Source organism: Sphingomonas paludis, from assembly GCF_053502515.1.
Map to the genome: position 1 here is coordinate 1476116 of NZ_CP187558.1, position 19363 is coordinate 1495478.

The 19363-nt window shown below is 66.2% G+C and carries 21 protein-coding genes and 1 tRNA gene; 7 read left to right on the plus strand and 15 right to left on the minus strand.

Translation table 11 applies throughout. The features are described 5' to 3' along the window. Positions 1-12 precede the first annotated feature (12 nt). The 3 genes from ACPVPU_RS07145 to ACPVPU_RS07155 are packed head-to-tail and all read left to right on the plus strand — an operon-like array spanning position 13 to position 2369. Entirely contained in the window at positions 13-768 is a 756-nt protein-coding gene (locus tag ACPVPU_RS07145) for a competence/damage-inducible protein A (RefSeq protein WP_448660278.1), read from the plus strand. Positions 769-805: 37 nt separating this feature from the next. Further along, the gene (locus ACPVPU_RS07150) at positions 806-1954 is read left to right on the plus strand and encodes an FAD-binding domain-containing protein (RefSeq protein ID WP_448660279.1); all 1149 of its coding nucleotides are present in this window, start codon (positions 806-808) and stop codon (positions 1952-1954) included. A gap of 28 nt (positions 1955-1982) precedes the next feature. Further along, a complete protein-coding gene (locus ACPVPU_RS07155) occupies positions 1983-2369 on the plus strand; it encodes a hypothetical protein (RefSeq protein ID WP_448660280.1) in 387 nt (128 codons plus the stop codon). 50 nt (positions 2370-2419) lie between these two features. On the opposite strand, the gene ACPVPU_RS07160 is transcribed toward ACPVPU_RS07155, so the two are convergent. Then, positions 2420-2493 (minus strand) — tRNA-Gly (locus ACPVPU_RS07160). 385 nt (positions 2494-2878) lie between these two features. Here ACPVPU_RS07160 and ACPVPU_RS07165 point away from each other — a divergent pair. Genes ACPVPU_RS07165 through ACPVPU_RS07175 form a run of 3 tightly spaced genes read left to right on the plus strand, consistent with a single transcriptional unit; the run spans position 2879 to position 5253 of the window. Continuing rightward, entirely contained in the window at positions 2879-3601 is a 723-nt protein-coding gene (locus ACPVPU_RS07165; RefSeq protein WP_448660281.1) for a hypothetical protein, read from the plus strand. A 21-nt stretch (positions 3602-3622) separates the two neighbouring features. Continuing rightward, positions 3623-4402, plus strand: coding sequence for a polyphosphate kinase 2 family protein (locus ACPVPU_RS07170; protein WP_448660282.1), 780 nt, complete (start codon positions 3623-3625; stop codon positions 4400-4402). Next, positions 4399-5253, plus strand: a complete 855-nt coding sequence (locus ACPVPU_RS07175) for a PhzF family phenazine biosynthesis protein (protein ID WP_448660283.1) — start codon at positions 4399-4401, stop codon at positions 5251-5253. The genes ACPVPU_RS07170 and ACPVPU_RS07175 overlap by 4 nt, the downstream gene beginning before the upstream one ends. Here ACPVPU_RS07175 and ACPVPU_RS07180 read toward each other — a convergent pair. Beyond that, positions 5247-6755, minus strand: coding sequence for an anthranilate synthase component I family protein (locus tag ACPVPU_RS07180; RefSeq protein WP_448660284.1), 1509 nt, complete (start codon positions 6753-6755; stop codon positions 5247-5249). The genes ACPVPU_RS07175 and ACPVPU_RS07180 overlap by 7 nt on opposite strands. Further along, positions 6752-8719 carry a SurA N-terminal domain-containing protein gene (locus ACPVPU_RS07185; protein WP_448660285.1) on the minus strand — a complete coding sequence of 656 codons (1968 nt, stop codon included), beginning with the start codon at positions 8717-8719 and terminating at the stop codon, positions 6752-6754. Before ACPVPU_RS07185 ends, ACPVPU_RS07180 begins: the two co-directional genes overlap by 4 nt. A gap of 125 nt (positions 8720-8844) precedes the next feature. Between ACPVPU_RS07185 and tpiA the strand changes: the two genes are divergently transcribed. After that, positions 8845-9591 carry a triose-phosphate isomerase gene (gene tpiA, locus ACPVPU_RS07190; protein ID WP_448660286.1) on the plus strand — a complete coding sequence of 249 codons (747 nt, stop codon included), beginning with the start codon at positions 8845-8847 and terminating at the stop codon, positions 9589-9591. A gap of 154 nt (positions 9592-9745) precedes the next feature. On the opposite strand, the gene ACPVPU_RS07195 is transcribed toward tpiA, so the two are convergent. From ACPVPU_RS07195 to ACPVPU_RS07250, 12 genes are all read right to left on the minus strand, one after another. Beyond that, a complete protein-coding gene (locus ACPVPU_RS07195) occupies positions 9746-10558 on the minus strand; it encodes a DNA adenine methylase (protein WP_448660287.1) in 813 nt (270 codons plus the stop codon). A gap of 148 nt (positions 10559-10706) precedes the next feature. Continuing rightward, entirely contained in the window at positions 10707-11216 is a 510-nt protein-coding gene (locus ACPVPU_RS07200) for a hypothetical protein (protein WP_448660288.1), read from the minus strand. A gap of 11 nt (positions 11217-11227) precedes the next feature. After that, a complete protein-coding gene (locus ACPVPU_RS07205; protein ID WP_448660289.1) occupies positions 11228-12421 on the minus strand; it encodes a putative phage tail protein in 1194 nt (397 codons plus the stop codon). Beyond that, the gene (locus tag ACPVPU_RS07210; RefSeq protein WP_448660290.1) at positions 12412-13461 is read right to left on the minus strand and encodes a baseplate J/gp47 family protein; all 1050 of its coding nucleotides are present in this window, start codon (positions 13459-13461) and stop codon (positions 12412-12414) included. The genes ACPVPU_RS07205 and ACPVPU_RS07210 overlap by 10 nt, the downstream gene beginning before the upstream one ends. Beyond that, on the minus strand, positions 13458-13937 hold the full coding sequence (locus ACPVPU_RS07215) for a phage GP46 family protein (RefSeq protein WP_448660291.1): 480 nt from the start codon (positions 13935-13937) through the stop codon (positions 13458-13460). Before ACPVPU_RS07215 ends, ACPVPU_RS07210 begins: the two co-directional genes overlap by 4 nt. Beyond that, a complete protein-coding gene (locus ACPVPU_RS07220; RefSeq protein WP_448660292.1) occupies positions 13934-14176 on the minus strand; it encodes a hypothetical protein in 243 nt (80 codons plus the stop codon). The genes ACPVPU_RS07215 and ACPVPU_RS07220 overlap by 4 nt, the downstream gene beginning before the upstream one ends. Beyond that, a complete protein-coding gene (locus ACPVPU_RS07225; RefSeq protein WP_448660293.1) occupies positions 14173-14724 on the minus strand; it encodes a phage baseplate assembly protein V in 552 nt (183 codons plus the stop codon). Before ACPVPU_RS07225 ends, ACPVPU_RS07220 begins: the two co-directional genes overlap by 4 nt. After that, complete coding sequence (locus tag ACPVPU_RS07230) at positions 14721-15782, minus strand: phage baseplate assembly protein (protein ID WP_448660294.1); 1062 nt, start codon at positions 15780-15782, stop codon at positions 14721-14723. Before ACPVPU_RS07230 ends, ACPVPU_RS07225 begins: the two co-directional genes overlap by 4 nt. Next, positions 15775-16983, minus strand: a complete 1209-nt coding sequence (locus ACPVPU_RS07235) for a DNA circularization protein (RefSeq protein WP_448660295.1) — start codon at positions 16981-16983, stop codon at positions 15775-15777. Before ACPVPU_RS07235 ends, ACPVPU_RS07230 begins: the two co-directional genes overlap by 8 nt. Further along, entirely contained in the window at positions 16980-18476 is a 1497-nt protein-coding gene (locus ACPVPU_RS07240) for a tape measure protein (protein WP_448660296.1), read from the minus strand. Before ACPVPU_RS07240 ends, ACPVPU_RS07235 begins: the two co-directional genes overlap by 4 nt. A 140-nt stretch (positions 18477-18616) precedes the next feature. Continuing rightward, on the minus strand, positions 18617-18961 hold the full coding sequence (locus ACPVPU_RS07245; RefSeq protein ID WP_448660297.1) for a phage tail assembly protein: 345 nt from the start codon (positions 18959-18961) through the stop codon (positions 18617-18619). Continuing rightward, a complete protein-coding gene (locus tag ACPVPU_RS07250; RefSeq protein ID WP_448660298.1) occupies positions 18961-19329 on the minus strand; it encodes a phage tail tube protein in 369 nt (122 codons plus the stop codon). Before ACPVPU_RS07250 ends, ACPVPU_RS07245 begins: the two co-directional genes overlap by 1 nt. Positions 19330-19363: the final 34 nt, after the last annotated feature.

Consider the following 19363-nt stretch of genomic DNA (forward strand, 5'->3'; position numbering starts at 1 on the left):
TGCGCCTGCGCCATGACTGAACGCATCTGGACCGCCGGCCTGGCCGTGATCGGGGACGAAATCCTTTCAGGCCGGACGCAGGACCGCAACATCGCTCAGATTGCGACCTGGCTGAACGCACAGGGCATCCGGCTGGCCGAGGTGCGCGTCGTCGGCGATTCCCGCGAAGCCATTGTCGAGGCGGTGGACGCGCTGCGCAATCGCTATGACTATTGCTTCACGACTGGCGGGATCGGCCCGACCCATGACGACATCACGGTCGATGCCATCGCGGCGGCGCTGGGCGTGCCGGTGGTGACTCACCCGGCAGCCGAGGCGATGCTGGCCGGTTATTATGCCAGTCGTGGCGGATTGAATCCCGCCCGGTTGCGAATGGCCCGCGTGCCGCAGGGTGCCGAGCTGATCGTGAATGAAAGCTCCGGCGCGCCGGGCATCCGGATCGGCAATGTGCTGATCCTGGCCGGGGTGCCGCACATCGCGGCGGGGATGCTGGATGCGCTGACCGGTTCCCTGCAGGGCGGCCGTCCCGTGATCAGCGGCACGCTGGGCTGCTGGGTCGCCGAAAGCGAGGTGGCGGTGCTTCTGGCCGATGTCGAGCGGGCACATCAGGGCGTGTCGATCGGCAGCTATCCGTTTTTCAGGGATGGGCGCGTGGGGGCCAATTTCGTCGTGCGGGCAACGGACCCTGAATTGGTGAATCAATGTCTGGCGGTGCTCGCAGAGCGGCTTGCCGCTGGCGGCTGGCCGTCGGTACCGGGGGGGATCTGAAACCGTGGTGCGATTTCGACCGGATCGTCAGGCTGGCATGGCGCGCATGGACGCGTTCCGCGACGCGATGGGCGCGCGCTATGCCGCGACCCGCAATCATGATGCAGGGCCACCCGCCGACCCGGATGCGCCGATCCGCAGCAATGTTTCCGCGCTTTCGCCCTGGCTCCGGCATCGGCTGGTGCACGAACAGGAGGTGATTGCCGCCGCGCTCCCCCATGGCGAGGCCGCAGCCAAGTTCGTCAGCGAAGTGTTGTGGCGCGGCTACTTCCGGGGCTGGCTTGAACAGCGGCCCGAGATCTGGCGCCGGTATGTCGATGAACGCGATGCGGCGCTGGCCGAAGCGCGCGACAATCGCGGACTTGGCCATGCCCATTTCCAGGCCATGGCGGGCCGCACCGGCATCGATTGCTTCGATGCCTGGGCACGCGAACTGGTGACGCTTGGCTGGCTGCACAATCATGCCCGCATGTGGTTTGCCAGCATCTGGATCTTCACGCTGCGGCTGCCCTGGCAATTGGGGGCCGATTTCTTCCTGCGCCATCTGATCGACGGCGATCCGGCGTCCAATACGCTCAGCTGGCGGTGGGTTGCCGGCCTGCACACGCAGGGCAAGCATTATCTGGCGCGGGGCGAGAATATCCGCCGCTATACCGACGGCCGTTTTGCCGCGCGCGGGCTTGACGAAACCGCCGATCCGTTGCCGCCGGACGACCCTGCACCGCGGGTCGCACTTGCTCCGTCCGCTCCTTTTCCTACGGGCGATTATGCGCTGGTGCTGCATCCTGAGGATTGCGGATTCGAGGCGATGGCGCTGCCCCGCCCGCCGGCACAGGTCATCGGCGTGTGTCCGCCCGATCATCGTACCCCCGATGCTGCGGAGTCCGTCACCGGATTTTCGCGCGCAGCGGTGGCGGATGCCGCCACCCGCGCCGCCGCGCAATTCGGCTGCACCGTGTCGATGCTGGATCACTGGCCGGGCGATGATGGGCCATTGCCCCTGGTCGCGCCCTGGATGCCGGTCGGCTGGCACCGGGATGCGGTTCCGGATGCATCGCCCGTCCGCTGGCAGCGCGGGGCCTATGATTCCGCAATCTGGCCGTTGGCGACGGCGGGGTTCTTCAAGGTCAAGTCCGGGGCTGCCCGTGCGCTGGCCCCGCTCGGCATCGAACTGCCGCCGCTGTGACCGGATCTGCCGTGGAGCGTTCAGAACGATGATCTATATCTGGCTGAATATCGGGCCCATCGCTGCGGCGATGCTGGCCGGCCTAGCGATCGGGCTGGTGTGGACCCGGGCGGTCGCTACGCCGGTGCCCGGTATCCGTCAGTCGCTGGTGGCGGCAATCGCGCTATTTTGGCTGGCGGCGATCCTGGCCGGCGCGCTGATCCTGGCCCCGGCCAGGGCCGCCCCATGGATCATGGCGTTGGGCAGCGCATTCGTCATCTGGATCGGGTTTGTGGTGCCCGTGCTTGCGGTCAGCCTGTCCGCGCTGCGGATACCCGCCCGGACGGTCGTGTCGGTCGCGGGCTACTGGCTGGTGACGATGATCGTTCAGGCCGCGCTGATGACCGCCACAGGCCTCACCCCGCCCCCGCAATAGCCCGGCGCGATCCGCAGTCCGGATGTTGCGCGACGACGATCAAGCAAAAGTGGAGCGGGTGAAGGGAATCGAACCCTCGTCGTAAGCTTGGGAAGCTTCTGCTCTACCATTGAGCTACACCCGCATTTCAACGACTTGGCTGCTTCCATCGTGTAATTTTCACAATGGGTTTCGCAGCTGTTGTCGGGGCCCGGCTCATCTGCCGCCGCAAATCGGCTTCGTCAATGGCTGGGGCGCACCAATTTCTAGCTACGGCCGTCGTTGCCGCGTGACGATCATGCCATCTTGCGTTGGGCTCCGGCGTACTCACCGCAGTGCTGTTGTTGGGTGCCGACCATAGCGTGCGAGTGTTTCGCATGTTCCATGCCTGCATCGCCAGCCAGTCGATCCCTAGCCGTTGCAATGCGCCATCCCGTCACAGGTGATTGACATCGCGGCCGATCTTGGATGCAGTTGCGCGGGGCAATTCCTGGCTGGCGTACAGCCGGGCGGGGCGGGAGCAACCAGGCATGACGGATCAAGCGCAACCGGCCCCGATCAGCCGCCGGCAGCAGTTCGTCGATCTATGCGAGGAAACGACAGGGTTCGGCGAGATCGAGTTCCGAACGTTCCGCGACCTGCTGGTCCGGCCGCGGGCGGCACTGGAATCCTATCTGATCCACGGCCCGACCGGTGGCCGCATCTATTCCCGCCCTTTCGGTTTCTACATGGCGCTGTGCGGGGTGCTGATGTTCTACATTTTCCTCGTCGGCGGGCTGAAGGGGGTGATCGAGGCGCAGCCGCCGGCGTCGCTGGACCCGTGGATCGCGCGGTCCGGCAAAAGCCGGGAGGCGTTCATCAGCGATGCCGAAAGCTGGCTGTCGCTGGTCGTCACGCCGCTGATCGCCGTCTGCAACGCGCTGTTCATGACGCCGCTCTTGAAATGGTGGAGCGGCCTGGACTGGCGGCGCAGCCTGCGGTCCGCCAACGTGCTGATGTGCGTGTGGACCGTGCCCATTCTTTTCCTTGGGCCGCTGCCGCAGATGCAGGGATTTCAGCTCATCAGCATGGTGGTGATGTGGGCGGCACTGATCGTCGCCTTTCTCCGGCTGGGCCGCGGGCTGTGGTTCGTGCAATGGTGGGAAGGGGCGTTGAAGAGCGTCGTCACGATCGTGGTCTTGGGGCTGGCATCATGGGCGGGCATGGTCCCCAGCATGTTCATCGCGCTGTTGGGCGGATTGTGGAACAGTTGATGCGTGGATGGAATGGCGGCCATGGTCGAACTTGCGGCGTTTGAGGTGGGCCGGCCATTTGCCGGCGACTATTCCCGGTCGCTCAAGGCCGTTCAGGATCGGCTGGAGCGTATCCAGGTCGCGCACATCCTGCATCGGCGAAAGGCCATCGTGGCGCTTGAGGGGTGGGATGCGGCCGGCAAGGGCGGGATCATCAAGGCGCTGACCGCCCATCTGGACCCGCGCTGGTTTGCGGTGCACCCGGTTGCCGCGCCGACGCCCGAGGAAAAGGGACGGCATTTCCTGTACCGGTTCTGGACCCGGATGCCCGGCCCCGGCCACCTGCACGTATTCGACCGCAGCTGGTACGGCCGGGTGCTCGTCGAACGGGTGGAGGGATATGCCAGCGAAGCGGAATGGCAGCGCGGCTATGACGAGATCAACGCGTTCGAGGCGCAGCAGGTCGATTGCGGCACCACCCTGGTCAAGTTGTTCGTCCACATCACGCAGGCGACCCAGGACCGGCAATTCGCCGAACGGCTGGACGATCCGTGGAAGCGGTGGAAAACCGGGCCGGACGATTATCGCAACCGGGCCAGGCGCGCCGATTATCTGGCGGCCATTCACGACATGCTGCACCGGACGCACGGGCATGCGGCACCGTGGACGGTGATCGACGGCAACGACCGGAAGGCGGCCCGCATCGCTGCGCTGACCGCCATTGCCGACCGGTTGGAGGCGCATGTGTCGATGGAGCCGCCGCCGCTGGATGCGGACTTCGATGCCATGGCCCGTGCGGCGCTCAGTGAGGGCAGGAAATGACCACGGATTTCGTCATGGTGGATGTGTTTGCGAACGGCCCGTACAGCGGCAATCCGTTGCCCGTGCTGCGCCTGGACAGCGACCGGGATGCCGCCGAGCTTCAGGCGATCACGCGCTGGTTCAACCTGTCGGAAACCGCGTTCCTGCTGCCGCCGGACGATCCGGCCGCCGATTACCGCGTCCGGATCTTTACCCTTGATCGGGAATTGCCCTTTGCCGGGCATCCGACACTGGGGGCGGCTCATGCATGGCTGGCGATGGGGGGCGTGCAGCGCCAGCCGGGCCATATCATCCAGCAATGCGGCATCGGGCCCGTCGAGCTGATGCTGTTCGACGACGACATCGGCTTTGCTGCACCCCCGCTGATCCGATCCGGCCCCGTCGATCCGGACGATCTGGAGCGCGCGCTGTCGATCCTGCAGCTTGCCCCCGATCAGGTGGTGGCGGTCAGCTGGTCCGATAACGGTCCAGGCTGGATGCTGCTGATGCTGCGCGATGCTGCAGCGGTGATGGCGGTCGATCCGGTCCGCGCGCTGGGGCATCGCGCCGAATATGGGCTGGTCGGCCAGCACCCGGATGGCGGGCCGGCGGATTGGGAGATCCGGACCTTCTTCACCGATGCGGGCGGCATGGTGATCGAGGATCCGGTCACCGGCAGCTTCAATGCGGCCGCCGCATTATGGCTGCGCGATACGGGTCGGGTGGACGGCGATTATGTGGCGCGTCAGGGAACGATGATCGGCCGCGACGGGCGGGTTCGGGTTCGCTATATCGCCGACAGGGCGTGGATTTGCGGGCGGACCACGACCTGTTTCGACGGGCGGGTCCGAACGCCCCCAGGCGCTTACTGACCGAACCCCGGGGCGGCGGCCCGGGCAACCGCATCGCGCGCTGCGGCGAACAGCGCACCCGATTTCGCCTCGCACTCCCGCTGCTCATAGGCGGGATCGCTGTCGGCGACGATGCCTGCGCCGGCCTGAACGTGCATCACCCCGTCCTTGACCAGTGCGGTGCGCAGCACGATGCAGCTGTCCATCGATCCGTCCGGACTGAAATAGCCGACACCGCCCGCATAAGGCCCGCGGGTTTCCGGCTCCAGCTCCGCGATGATCTCGCACGCCCGCACTTTGGGTGCGCCCGAAACCGTTCCCGCCGGAAACCCGGCGAACAGCGCGTCGATGGCGTCGTTCGGCGCGGCCAGGCGCCCGGTGACGTTCGACACGATGTGCATCACATGGCTGTAGAATTCGACCATGTAGCTGTCGGTCACCTTGACCGTACCTGCCGCAGCCACGCGACCCACGTCGTTCCGGCCAAGGTCCAGCAGCATCAGGTGTTCGGCCCGTTCCTTTGGATCGTCGAGCAGGCTGTTGCGGTTCGCGGCGTCCTCTGCCCCCGTCGCCCCGCGCGGGCGGGTCCCGGCGATCGGACGGATCGTCACTTCGCCGTCGCGCACCCGCACCAGAATTTCCGGGCTGGATCCGATCAGCGCAAATCCCGGCAGGTCGAGGTGATAGAGGAAGGGGGAGGGGTTGATCCGCCGAAGCGAGCGATAGAGCTCGAACGGCGGCAGCGGGAAGGGCGCGGTGAACCGCTGCGCCAGCACCACCTGAAAGATGTCGCCCGCGACGATATAGTCCTTTGCCCGGGCAACCATCGCCCGATACGCCCCGTCGGCCAGCACCGGTTGCTGCACCACCGGCGGCAACTCGGCGGGGGCAGCGCGGCTGGCGGGCAGGGGCGCGGCCAGCCGCGCTGCCGTCGCCTCGATCCGCTCCGCCGCGCGCTCGATCAGCCGGTCGGCATCGGCATCCGCCCCCGGCCAGACCGGCGCGACCAGAAACAGGCTGTCCGCCAACCGGTCAAAGATCAGGATGACCGTCGGCCGGACAAAAATCATGTCGGGCACCGCCACCGGGCTGGGCGCAGGGCGGGGCAGCCGTTCGACCAGGCCGACGGTTTCATAGGCGAAATAGCCGACCAGGCACGCCAGCGCCCGCGGCAGCATGTCGGGCACGTCCATGCGGCACTGCGCCACCAGATCGCGCAGCGCGTCCAGCGCGGGCAATGTATGCGGCTGAAACGCATCGCGGTCGCTGGCCCAGTCGCGATTGATTTCCGCGTCATTGCCGACGGCGCGGAACACCAGATCAGGTGCCAGGCCGATCAGGCTGTGCCGCCCGCGCACCGATCCGCCCTCGACCGATTCGAGCAGGAAATCGCCGCGTCCCGGCTCGATCAGTTTCAGCGCGGCGGCAACCGGCGTTTCGGTATCGGCGACCTGCGCCTGCCACACCAGCGCGGGGCGACCCGCCGCCAGTGCCGCCCTTGCCTCCGCCCGCCCCTGGATCACTGGGCGGCGGATCCCGTGGCTGCACCGGCGCGCAGCCCATTGGTCACCCGGTCGATGGCGGGCTGGTTGCGGCTGACGCCGACATCCTTTTGCACTGCACGAACGAATTGCTGCGCCAGTTCGCGGCCGGACGTCTGCCCCAGTTCCTGCGCGCGGCGCTGGATCAGCTGCGTATTGCCGGTGGCATCGCCGCGTTTGATGCTGTCCAGATAGACGACATAATAGCCGCGGCGCGCCTCTTCCTCGGTCAGCTTCGCCTTTTTCGGGGCCATCGAGAACATCAGCGCCAGCGGGGCGGGAACGCGGCCCTGGTTCTGCTGCTGAATGGCCATCAGCTGCAGCCGCGATGCGTTGACCGGCTCCGGCTTGGGAAGGGTCACGCCGGCCGACGCAAAGGCTTCGGCCAGGGTGGCCCCGCCGTCCACCTTCTTGATGATCGCAGCGGCGGTCTGGCGCGCGCGGCCAAGCGCCCGCTCGACGATGAAGTCGCGGCGAACTCCTTCCTCGATCCGCGCCAGCGGCGGCGGCGCGGCTTCGACCACCCGGTCCAGCGCCACCACGGCAAAGGAACCGTCATCGCCCAGCGGCGCGATCTGGGGCGCATCGCCGGGATTGATCGCAAAGGCCGCGCTCGCCAGCTGTGCGGCCAGCGGATCGGGCTGCGCCTGCGGCTGTTCGGGGTCGATGCCACTGCCCAGCAACGGCGCGGTCTTCTGAGCCGACAGCTTGGCATCGGCGACGATCTCGTCGAACGTGCCGTTGGCGGTAATTGCGTCGTTCACCTTGTCCTGCAGCGCGTTCAGCTGATCGGCCAGCTTGCGGTCGGTCAGCTCCTTGACCAGCTCCTCGCGCGCTTCCGCCACCGACTTGCCGGCGACGCGGGTGATCCGTTCGACCCGCAGGACGTGCCAGCCAAGCGGCGATTGCACCGGGCCCACCACCGCATCCTGTGCAGCGCCGAATGCCGCGGTGGCAACCGCGTCAGCGCTTTGCCCGGCCAGGGCGGGGCGGGTGGTGTCGGTCAGCGTGCTTGCCTCCAGCCCGGCAGCGCGGGCGGCCGCCGTAAGCGTCTGGCCACCGCGCACCGCCTGGGCGATGCGGTTGGCCGTCGCCTGATCCGCTGCGATCACCTGGCCCAGCGTCCGCTTTTCGCTGGCGGCGTACCGCTGGCCAGCGGCGGCATAGGCCTTTTGCACCTCGGCATCGGATACGGTGATGCCCTGCCGCAGCGTTTCGGCCTGTACCACGGCATAGCGGATCGCGCGGCGTTCGGGGATGGTGTAGCGCGCACGGTTGCGCTGATAGAAGGTCTGCAACTGCTGCGGCGTCGGCGGATCGCCCATGCCGAACGCCTGAATCGGCACGAACCCGGCCTGGCCGCTGCGCTCCTCCAGCAATTGCGAGGCATAGGGCAGCACGACCTTGTTCGGCACCTGGGTCGATCCGATCGTGGGCAGCGTCAGCCAGTCGCGGACCATGTCGTTGCCGATGTTCCGCCGCAACTCGGCCAGGGTGATGCGGCGGCGCGACAGGAACTGGTCCAGCGCGGCCTGGTCGAACTGACCGCTCAGTCCCCGAAAGGCAGGCGCACTGGCGATTTCTGCATCGATCGCCTTGTCGCCGGGGTTCAGCCCGATCCGGGTGCCGAATTCCGCCAGCGCGGCATTGTCGATCAGGTCGTCGAGCAGCTGGCCGACGCCGCCCGCCGCGATCAGTGCATTCATGTCCAGGTTCGGATTGCGCTGCCGTGCCTGCTCCAGCGCGGCACGGATCGCGCGCTGCAGCTCGGTTTCGGTGATCTTGGTATCGGCCACCTGAGCGACACTGTCGCCCGTGGCAGCCGCGCCCGTCCGCACATTGCCGATATCGGCCAGCGCAAAGGCAAGGCCGATGACGACCAGAAAGCCCAGGGCGATCAGCTTGCCCCAGACGGAATTGATAAGACGGCGCAGGCCGGAGAGCATGGGGGCGTTACCAATCGAATAGCCGTGAAGGTCAGCGCGTCGCTCTAGGCGGAGTTTGGCCGCCCTTCAAGCTTGCGCAGGGCGATGGCGGCGCTATCGCGGGAACGATGGATCAGGGGACGACGATGACTCGACGCAAGCTGGTGGCTGGCAACTGGAAGATGTTCGGGCTGAAAGGGGATTTGCCCGAGGTGGTGGCGATCGGCGAAGCTGCGGCGCTGCATACGAATGTGGACGTGGCATTGTGCCTGCCCTTCACTTTGATCGAGGCCGGGGTCGCCGCCGCTCCGGGGCTGTGCGTGGGCGCGCAGGATTGCCACGAGAATGACCGGGGCGCGCATACCGGCTGCATCTCTGCGGCGATGCTGGCGGAGATCGGCGCGCGCACCGTGATCGTCGGGCACAGCGAGCGGCGGGCGGATCAGAACGAGACCAGCCACGATGCCTGGGCCAAGGCGGCGGCGGCGCGGCGGCACGGCCTGTCCGTCATCCTGTGCTGCGGCGAGACCGAGGCGGAGCGCGATGCGGGCCGCGCCGAACGCGTGGTTCAGGCGCAGATCGAGAAATCGGTGCCGGAGGGCGCGGACGGCAGCTGGTTCACCCTGTCCTACGAACCGCGCTGGGCGATCGGCACCGGTCGCACGCCGACCACGGATCAGGTCGCGTCGATCCACGCCATTGCCCGTGCCAAGCTGCGCCAGATGGTCGGTGACGCGGCCGACGGCATCCGCATCCTCTATGGCGGATCGGTGACGGGCGCGAACGCGGCGACGCTGCTTGCGGTGGACAATGTCGACGGTGCGCTGGTCGGCGGCGCGTCCCTGACGGCGGAGAAGTTCGTGCCGATCATCGAGGCCGCGGCGGCCCTGTAATTCCCGCTCCCCTTGCGGGAGAGGGTTGCGAAGACTTGGCGGCACGCCGCCTGGTCGAAGCTGGGAGAGGGGGGCGTACTGTAATCAGCGGCGGGTGTAGCGGGACAAAAGCTTCTGGACTCTTGGACAAGAGGTTCTGGACCACTGCGTAGGATCATCGGGGGGTGATAATCAGCTCGCGGGCCGGTGTCACCTTACCGCTCAGCCGATAATTCAGCGCCGCCGGCTCCAGCGTGTGCTGGGCGAAGATCGACCGCACTTCCGGGGTATCGTTGATCGACAAGATGAACCGCCCCTCAATGGCTTCTAAACGGGCACTGAGACGCTCGAAATCGGCCTTTGAGAAGACGCCTGGCCCATAGTCCGTCTCGCAGTCGAAATAGGGCGGGTCGAGATAGAACAGCGTCCCGGGCCGGTCATATCGCTCGATGAATCGCTCCCAGGGCAGCTGCTCGATCTGCACAGAGGCGAGCCGTTCGTGGACGTCCTCCAGCAACGGCACAAGCTTGGTCAAGTTGAACCGCGCGCCGTTCGCATAGTCGATCCCATAGGCCCGGCCGACCACCTTCCCGCCAAAGCCAGCCTTTTGAAGATAGAGGAACCGTGCCGCCCGCTCCAGGTCGGTCAGGGTGTCGGGATCGACCGACGTCAGCCGCTTGAACTCGGCCCGGCTGCACAGCCGCCACTTCAGCTCCTCGAGGAACGACTGGCGGTGACGCTGCAGGATGCGGAACAGGGTCACGACATCGGTAGAGATGTCGTTGATCACCTCCACCCTTGGCCGCATCCGACGCCGGAAAAACACGCCACCCATGCCGACAAAGGGCTCGGCATAGAGGGCATGCGGGATCGCATCGATGCGCGCGACGAGGCGCTGGGACAGGGCGCGCTTGCCACCGATATAGGGGGCGGGCGGCACGCAGGGGGTGACCGGCTCGAGGGTCAGGTCGGTCGTTATCGACTCCATAATCATTCATGCTCACAAAGCCCTCGCCGGTGCGCCGGTGGAGGGACGGAAGGCGGTTCGCGGCCGCCCATGTGCAGGCTCACTTCCTGCGGCTCGGCGGGTGCCAGCCCGCCAGCCCCCTCCCGCGATCTGCGGAAGGGAAATCGTGTCAGCGACCGCGTGCCCAGACCACCAGCCCCGAGGCGTTGGCGCTTGAGGCTTCGGTCGACAGGGAAACATTGACGCCTTCGGCAGACCAGCCGCGCACCGAGGCGAACAGATCCATTGAGGTGTTGCCGCTGGCGTTGAGGGGCACCGCGATCGCGCTTTCGCACAGCGATGGAAACGGGGTGATGAAGGGCACATAGTAGCTGCCCTCGGCATAAGAGCCGAACTGGTTGACCGTCTTGATCAGCACGGACCCAAGGCGGATGGTCTGACCATCGGGTTCCCCGATCAGGCCGCTGATCCGGCGATCGATCATTGCATTGATCGCGGCAACCATCTGCGCGCTATCGCCGGGATTCAGCGCTGCGCCGCCGCCTTCCGCCCGAGTGACCAAATTGACCAGCTCGTCCTGCACTGCGTTCAGCCAGGCGGCGGATAGCTTGGTCGCTGGCGATGGCGATTCCTTGAACCTGCCGTCCCCGGTCGCGCCGCTACTGTTGATCCTGAACATGACGATGCTCCTTAGGTTGGACCGAGTTCACCGCCACCGCCACCGCTGCCGGGCGACACTGGCGCGCTGACCGTCAGGGAAACCGAAGCCGTGTTGGAGGTGCCGCCCGGTCCGATCGCTGTGAAGGTGAAGGTGTCGCCGCCCGCGTAACCCGGGTTGGGCGTGTAGATCGCGTAGTTGCCGCTCATTTCGACTGTCCCGAACATCGCATCGGCGACGTCGATCGACGTGCACACGCCGCTGATCTGGGGTGCCAGATGAATGGGAATTGGCGTCTCGAACGGGGTGACCACGCCCGACAGATCGCTGGCAACCGGGGCCGGGGCTGCGCCGATGACCAACGAAACCGTCGCGGTGTTGGACGTGCCGCCTGGGCCGGTTGCAGCCCAGGTGAAGCTGTCTGCGCCGGTCTGATTCAAGCCGGGCGTGTAGGTAATGATCGATCCGGCTTCGGCCGTGGTGCCTCTTGCACCATTACCCGCCAGCACGCCCGTCCAGCTGCCCGTGATGAACGCGCTGACATCAATGGGCGTGGCAGCCCCGAACGGAACCTCGACGCCGGTGACATCCGCGATCGCTGGGGGTTCCGCCGGCGTCGGCAGTCCTTCTTCCGGATAGCTGAACACGACATGGGTATGGGCGGGCTTTGCAGCGGCGATGATGCACTCCAGGTCGATCTGGGCATCGCCCTCGAGCAGCAATCCACCGGCTGGATCGCCCGCGCGGAAATAGCTGACCGATCCGGCATTGATCACCGACACCCGCCAGACATAGCGATAGCGGCCACCATCGATCTGACCGGTCAGCGACGCGTCATAAGCATCGACGAACGGATCGAACTCAAAGATCTCGATCTCATAGCCCAGCGCTGCCGCCAGGCCGAGATAGAACGCCCGCGAGTGACCGGCAGCGAAAGCCAGTTTGCGCCAGCAGGCGAGCTGCCGGGCAGCTGTGCTGGTCGCGGCGGCTGTGCAGCCATCGGGCAGCCCCAGCGCGCGCTCCCAGTCGCCGAGCAGCTCATAGGCGGTGCGCGGATCGAATTCGTCGCGCAGCTGCTCGATGCGGGTTTCGACGCGCCAGAACTCATCACCGAACGCCAGGAGCAGGCGACCGAGCACGCTACCCGGATCGCGCGGCCAGGCCGCCCCGCTGGGGAGTAGCGCCATCAGCATCGCCTGCTGGGCGAGCGGCTGGTTTACGACCATGTGATGGCACCCATGACGGCGATCTCGCCCGAGGCGGCCGTTACGTTGGCGGAGGGTGCGGTCATCACATGGTCGGTCTCACCAGCGGCGACGCTGACCGCTTCGCGCAGGCGGCTGATCAACAGCGTGCCTCCGGGCTGTGCTTCCCTGGCGATCAGGTCGCGCAGGCTGGCTTCGACAGCGGCGCGGGTGTCGGGCGTGTCGGGCGTGACGGTGAGCGTGAAGTCGAGCGGATCGGCCACAGGGCCGCCGACCGTCACCTCGACGCAGACGGGCCGTTCTGCCTCAATCTTGGCAGCCACGGCATCGATGTCAGCACTGAGCGGGATGATGTCCGCGCGCCCATCCATCACGAACAAAAGCCGAAGCGTTCCAAGCCCGTCCCAGTTCTCCTCGACCCAGGCCCTGGTGACACCAGGAACCTCGCGCGCCCAGCCAATGTAATCGGCTGCCTTCCCCCCAGCTGGTGGATTGCGCAACGCGCCATAGACCCGGCTCGACAGTTCGGCGTCGCTCTCTTCGGCCAGGCCGCCGACCAGCCCGCCGGCGGCGACCACTGCCACAGCCGAGACGCCGGCGATCGGCGACACGAACGTCAGCTGCTGGCCCGCCGCCATATCGGTGATCCTGCCGCCCTGCTGGGCGACTACAGCCAGCTCGGCCGAACCTCCGGCGATCAACGCCTCGGCCGAGGTGGCGTAGCGGACGCCGTCGGCGCGGACGAGCACGGTGCCGGCCACGATCGCCGTGCCGTTCGTGCCCGTGACTGTCGCCGGACCGGATGCGCCGATCGCCGGTTTGCGAGAGAGCCCTTTGATAGAGGCCCAGCGTTCGATGGCATCGCGGTTCTCGGGATCGGGAAAGAAACCCGCATAATAATTGATCGCGCCATATAGCCCGTTCACCGCCTGGGCATGAACGCGCGCCAGCACATCCAGAACGCTCCTCCGCAGGCGGCTGTCGGCACCAGGCAGGCGCGCATCGATGTCGGCGCGGGCGCGGTCGATCAGGGCTGACAGGGTCGGGCGGGTGAAACTCATGCGATGCTCCGGCGGGTGAAATCCCAGACATAATCGAACCGCTCGGTCCGGCCGTCGGGGCGGGTGATGGTGACTGCGATCGCCAAAGCCGCAGACCGCCGCGTCGCGCTGATCGGCTGAATCATGGTCTGCACGTCGACGGCGCTGGCCACCCGATCGTCGATCAGCCAGGCAAGTGCTTCGCGCACGATGTCGCGGGCGCGAAGCGCCGTTGATGCCAGCGCCTTGCCCCTTTCCAGGACCAGCCACAGCCGGCTGCCGATGGCGTCATTTTCGACCGAGGCAAACCCGTCGCCCCACCAGCCACGCGGATCTGCACCATCGGCCAGCGCATCATCGGGCCGGGCGCGCGCGTCGGTGAACATCGACAGCAGGATTGCGGTGCGCAGGCCGTCATCGGCCGCCAACTGGCCATCGGCCAGCATCAGGTCGGCCGTCCAGTCGTCAGCACGAAAGACAAGGGCGATATCGGTCACAGTTCCGCCTTTCGACAGACCATGCGGATCGAGTAGCTGACCGAATAGCCACCGCTCAGGTGCAGGTTGACCGTCACGCGCCAGCCGTCGGCCCAGCGAGCGGCAATCCGTCGGCACCTGCCTTGGCGGTCAAAGCTGCCGGTCGCATCGGCGGGAGTGCCCCGATCGACGCCACATTCGGCAAGCATCTCGACCAGCTTTTCGGTGAGCTTCAGTTCGACCTTCTTCAGCTTGCTCATGCGATCTTCACCTTGGTCGAACCGCCCGTGATCGTGCCTCCGGTAGCGGTGTCCGTCTTGCGCGCAGCAAACAGGACCGCGCCGCTGCCGATCGACACGTCGTTGCTGTCAAGCACGATCGAGTTGGCGCTCATGGCAATGGTGTCGGCGTCGATCGACAGCTCGCCGGCCGTCTCGATCGACACGCCCAGGCCGCTCTCGATCCGGATGCCGTCGCGGCCGATCAGCACGCGCTGCCCCTGATCGTCATGCACCGCTACCTCGCCCTGGGCGAGGCCTTGGAGTCGATAGCGACGGTCGCCGACCGCGATGACCAAGCCATGGCTGCGCAGTCCGCCCACGGCCACCATCACGCCCTCCGCCCCCGCGACAGGATGCGCGGTCAGGCCGTAGGGCTGCAGATGCTCGACGCCATCAATCACCTCGTCGGCCAACAGCTCGACCTGGACCTCCTGGACGCCGCGCGCGTCGTTGACCGCAGTGACGATCGCCCGCGCGACCATCATGCGCAGCCGGTCCGCGAGCGGCTTGGTAACCCGCTCGATCATCGCGGCTCTCCTTCGGCCAGCTGCGTCCATGCCTCCGGCGGCACCAGAGCGAGCTGGGCGACTGTGCCGTTGGCGCCTTTCTCGAATGTCACGCTCTCGATCAGCATCAGGGCATCCGGAAACTTTGCCGGTGCGTGGCGGAGCCTTACCCGCGTATTTGGCCGCCACAGGGGTTCGCCAACGCGCGGCCGCCATCCTGGAACCGTGACCTGGCATCCGGCACCGCGACCTGCCCGCACGCCCGCTTCGAATCGCGCGCGCGCCGCAATGGTGGCAGGGTCGGACTGGTCTTCGGCGATGAGCAGGAGCGGACGATAGCGACGGACTGCCGGATCCCGCGCTTCGCCCTTCAGCTGGCTGACCGTTCGGCCGTTGCGATCGTCGCTGCCTCGCGCCTGACCCTTGACCAGATAGTCCGAATACCGCTCGGCCTGGCTGTGAAAGGCTGACCAGCTCTCGATCTGCTCGCCATAGGCCAGCGTCGCGATCGGCGCGGCCGAGGACGGCTCGACGATTGCCAGACCGCCCTGATCAGCGACCATCAGCAGGCCGCGGAACCGCAGCAGCCGCTCAATCGCGGCCTGGACCGTTTCGCCCTGCTGGAGCGCAAAGGCCCGGATCGGAGCGCCGGTACTGGCTTCGGCCCGGACCTCGATGCCGAACGGCTGGGCCAGCTCCGCCGCGATCTGCTCGATCCGACTGTTGGACCAGCTCCCCGGGCGATGAACGGCGGAACAATCGGCCAGGTCAGCCGTCCGATCCCTGCCGGTAACCTGTGCCTCGTTTGCGGTAGGCGATCCTGAAGGGTCGACGCGATCAACATGGCCGTCGATCACGACTTCGTCACCGATGCGGACTTGGCAGGCAGCGCCGGCATCGATTGGAAAGACGGCGTCGACCGCCGCCGCCTTCTGGGCGACCGTCAGGCTGAAGGTGCCGGTAATCTGGGCGATCGACCGCGTGATCGACACCGACGTCCAGCCGCCGAACAAACGCCCGCCGATGGCCAACGCTACCGGCTCGGCAAGTCGGGATGCCTGTTCGATGGCGTCAGCCACTGGTCAGCACCTCCAACGCCGCGCCGCCCGTAACGAAGTTGGGATGCCGCACGGCGTTCCTGGTCACGATCTCGTCGGCCCGGTCGCCGACGCCAGCAGCTCCATAAAGGCGGTTCGCAATGACGATGGCCGGCTCGGTAGTCCCCGGGGTGATGGATTTCAGGCGAGCCAGCGACCCGCCGCGCGCGGTGACATCGCGGACCATCGCCTGGCGCAACGCATCATAGGCCATGCTGCCGGCATCATCGCCCCGATCGGCCTGACGCACTGCCAGCAGATCCAGGCGTTCGACGACGCGATCGCGAACGGCGACGGCATCGGGATAGCTTGCAAAACGGATCCGGGCGATTTGGCGCACAGCTTCGGCGGCAGCCGCCAGATTAACGGCCTGGACGATTGCTGCCTGGTTGCGGCGCTCCTGCTCCCGGGGCGGGGTTGCACCGATAACCGGATCAAGGTCGCCGCCCCAGGCCATCAGGGGCTCGATCGCCGCCAGCGAGCGCTCGGCCGACGGCGCGATGGTGGCCACCGTTTGAACCAGCCGATTGATCGATTGCCCCAGTTTCAGCCCATCGCGGAGCGTGTCCGGCAAACCGAGCAGATCCGCGTTGGCATCGACCAGGGCGAGGATCGCTCCGGGGCCGCCAGCAATGGCTGCACGAGCTTGGGCCGCCAGGGCCAGTGCATCGGTCAGGTCGCGCGCCGCCTTATCGACAAAGTCGGTAACCTGCTCGATCGACCAATCTTCATCCAGCTGCTCCTCGGCGACAGCTGCCGCGTCATTTGCCGCAGCTGCCGCCTGAGCGCTTGTGTCGTCGGCCGGAGCAGGCACGGCCGGCAGGCCGGTTTCAAGAAAACTGATGGCAAATAGCGCCTGTCCGCCCTCGATCGCGCTGTCGCGGCGGCTGTAATTCTCGACCGCCACCTGCATCGACCCATACCAAGGGTGGATCAGCGTGCCAGGCCCGGGCGCGGACAAGGCAACCCGCAGCGCGTCCGCGTCGGCCGGATATCGATCGCCTACGATGTGGCAGTTGATCTGAAACCGCCCTGCCGCCCGGCCCAGGTCTTCCCAGACCGGTAACTCCGCTTGGGGAAACTCGTGCAGCACCCCGCGACGGCCACCCTGCTCGTCATGATCTTCGGTAAAGAACGGGACGCCGCGAAAGCTGCCTCGTTGCCATCCGGCCGGCGGGATCACTGGTCACCCCACATCGGCCTGCCAGTATTGACCGACAGGGGCGTCGAACCGGGAGCCATCTTGCTCGGCCAGGCTTCTGTGCCACGATCGGTGCGAATGCTGATCTCAAGCTTGCCCGGCTTGGAGGCCGGGGCCATGCTGGAGGCAGGTTGCAGCCAAAGCTTCTTGCGGTCGGTGGCGTCCCGAACGTTCAGCGAAACCGGGCCGGTGTTTTTCCCATCGAGACGATCAAGCTCGGACTGGATGTCCCACGCGCGCGATCGCGCCGCACGGCGGTCGGCATCTGTTGTCCAGGGCGCCCAGCTGTTGACGGTCGCATTGGCGTTCCGCAGGTCAGCCTCGAGCCTGAAGCGACGTACGCCTGAAATCGCCGATCCAATCAGTCCAACCACGGTTATCAAGGCATTTGCAATGCCCCCGAGCCCGTCGATGACGGCTTGCCAATCCGTTTCGGTGGTGAACTTCCAGGCGCGTTCGACGAGTTCCTCCATCCTATCAGAGATGGTCTCGGCCCACGCGGCCAAGGTGCCGTCTTCAGCTAGGCGAGTCGCTGATTTGAGGATTGCGTCGACCTTGGATTTGACCAGGTCGAAAATGCCGGCGTTGGCGATATCGAGTTGGAAACCCTTCACCGTGTCCATGAGATTGGCCCAAAGCCCGATCAACGTTGTCGACTGCCGGGCCATGCCTCCGCCGGACGTTTCGCGGAAAATTTCGAGGACGGCTTGCTGGATCGCGGTCTTGGTCTTTGGGACGGCTTTTCGGGCTTCCTTCTGCGCCTTGTCGAAATAGGTGAAAACTACCGTCCCCCCCTTCGAGCTCGACGTGATGTTAAATTCCTTGAGCCGCTCAAACTCACCATTCTGAGCATCCCCGACCGCCTCAATTGCATCGATCAGCTGTTTGGCGTTGGCACCGGCTGCGTCACCCATATCCCTCAGCGCGCCAGACATTGGGTTGATGCCCAATTTGTAGGAGCGAACGAATGCCTGGGTTACCTCTTCAAGCTCGTAGGGCGTTTGCTTGGCGAATTCTCGGACCCAGGCGAGTGCTTCCTTTGCCTTTGCAGCGCCGCCGAGTGTCCCTTCCAGTTGGACCTGCATCTGCTCGAAGGACGCGCCCGTGCTGACAATCCCTCCGACAAACCATGCTGCTCCTCCGGCGGCCGTGAGGGCACCGAGTTGCGCGATGCGAAGTGCAAGCTGAGTCGCCTGTCGGATCGTCCAACCAATCGCATAGCCCGCGCCATAGGCTGCTTTTTCCATCGCCCAGCTGCCGCCGATGCGCGCCAATCGAGCTACGCGAGTGGTCAGCTGCTCGACCCGGTTGATAAGGCGATTGCTAAGGACCCGCTTTTCGACGGCATCAACCCGCTGCAGCGCCCGCTCGACCGGCTTGATCGCCCGGTCGGTCAGCCGCTTCATGCTCGCCTCGACGCGGCGCACCGGTGCCGTGATCCGGTCGACGGCTTCAAGGATCAGCGATAGTCTCATTGCCCGGCAGCTTCCCTATTCCTGAGCGGCGGCGCGATCGGCGGCGATGCCGTCGGCCTGGTCGATCCAGGCCTTCACCTCATCCCAGGGCAGCGCCATCAGCTCGGACGGCGGCCAGCCCCATGCGGCGGCCAGCTCGGCTAGCGGCCGCCGCCAGTCTTCCGGCCAGCGTCCGCACTCTGCATCGCCGATGCGCCCAAAGGGAGCAGATCCTCCGCATCGAACGCCTCCACCGTTTTGACCGGCAGACCGGTCAGCGCCGCGACCATCTGGATGGTCAGTTCCATCGGCTGGGTGCGATACTGGTCGATCAGCTTCAGATCCTTGCCTGTCGGCCTCCGCAGGGTGACCTCATGGATCCAGTCGCTGGTCTCTTCGGTGCCGATCCGCTTGCGCTGCTCGACCGGGTGCCGAAGGCCATAGGGCACGTCGAACGGGTGCGGCTTGAAGCCTTCATCGGCAAGCTCGTCCAGATCGCCCTGCATCACAGCAGCTCCTCGGCCGGCGGCGACATCAGCACGCACTTGGCCAGGCCATCAGTCGTGGTGAGCTGCGGCGCGCCTTCGGAAAAGGCATTGACCATGACGAAATTGCGGCCGTTATCGAACTCGATGCTGACCGTCGCATTGTCGATCGCGCCGAACTGGGTGGCGCTGAAACTGCCCTTGTCGAGCACCGAGAACTCGAGCCGCGCCTCCTTGGTCGTCTGCCGAAAGCCGCCGATCGAATAGTCGCCATTGACCGGTTCGCGCATCGGCCCGCCCGGATCGAGGGTGACGCCGCCCGACACCTCGAGCGGGCTTCCATCGATCTTGACGCGCGCCCGGCCGGTCACTCGGTTGGGATTGGACATGGTTCAGAACCTCCTTTGCTGCCCCTGAAGCGTC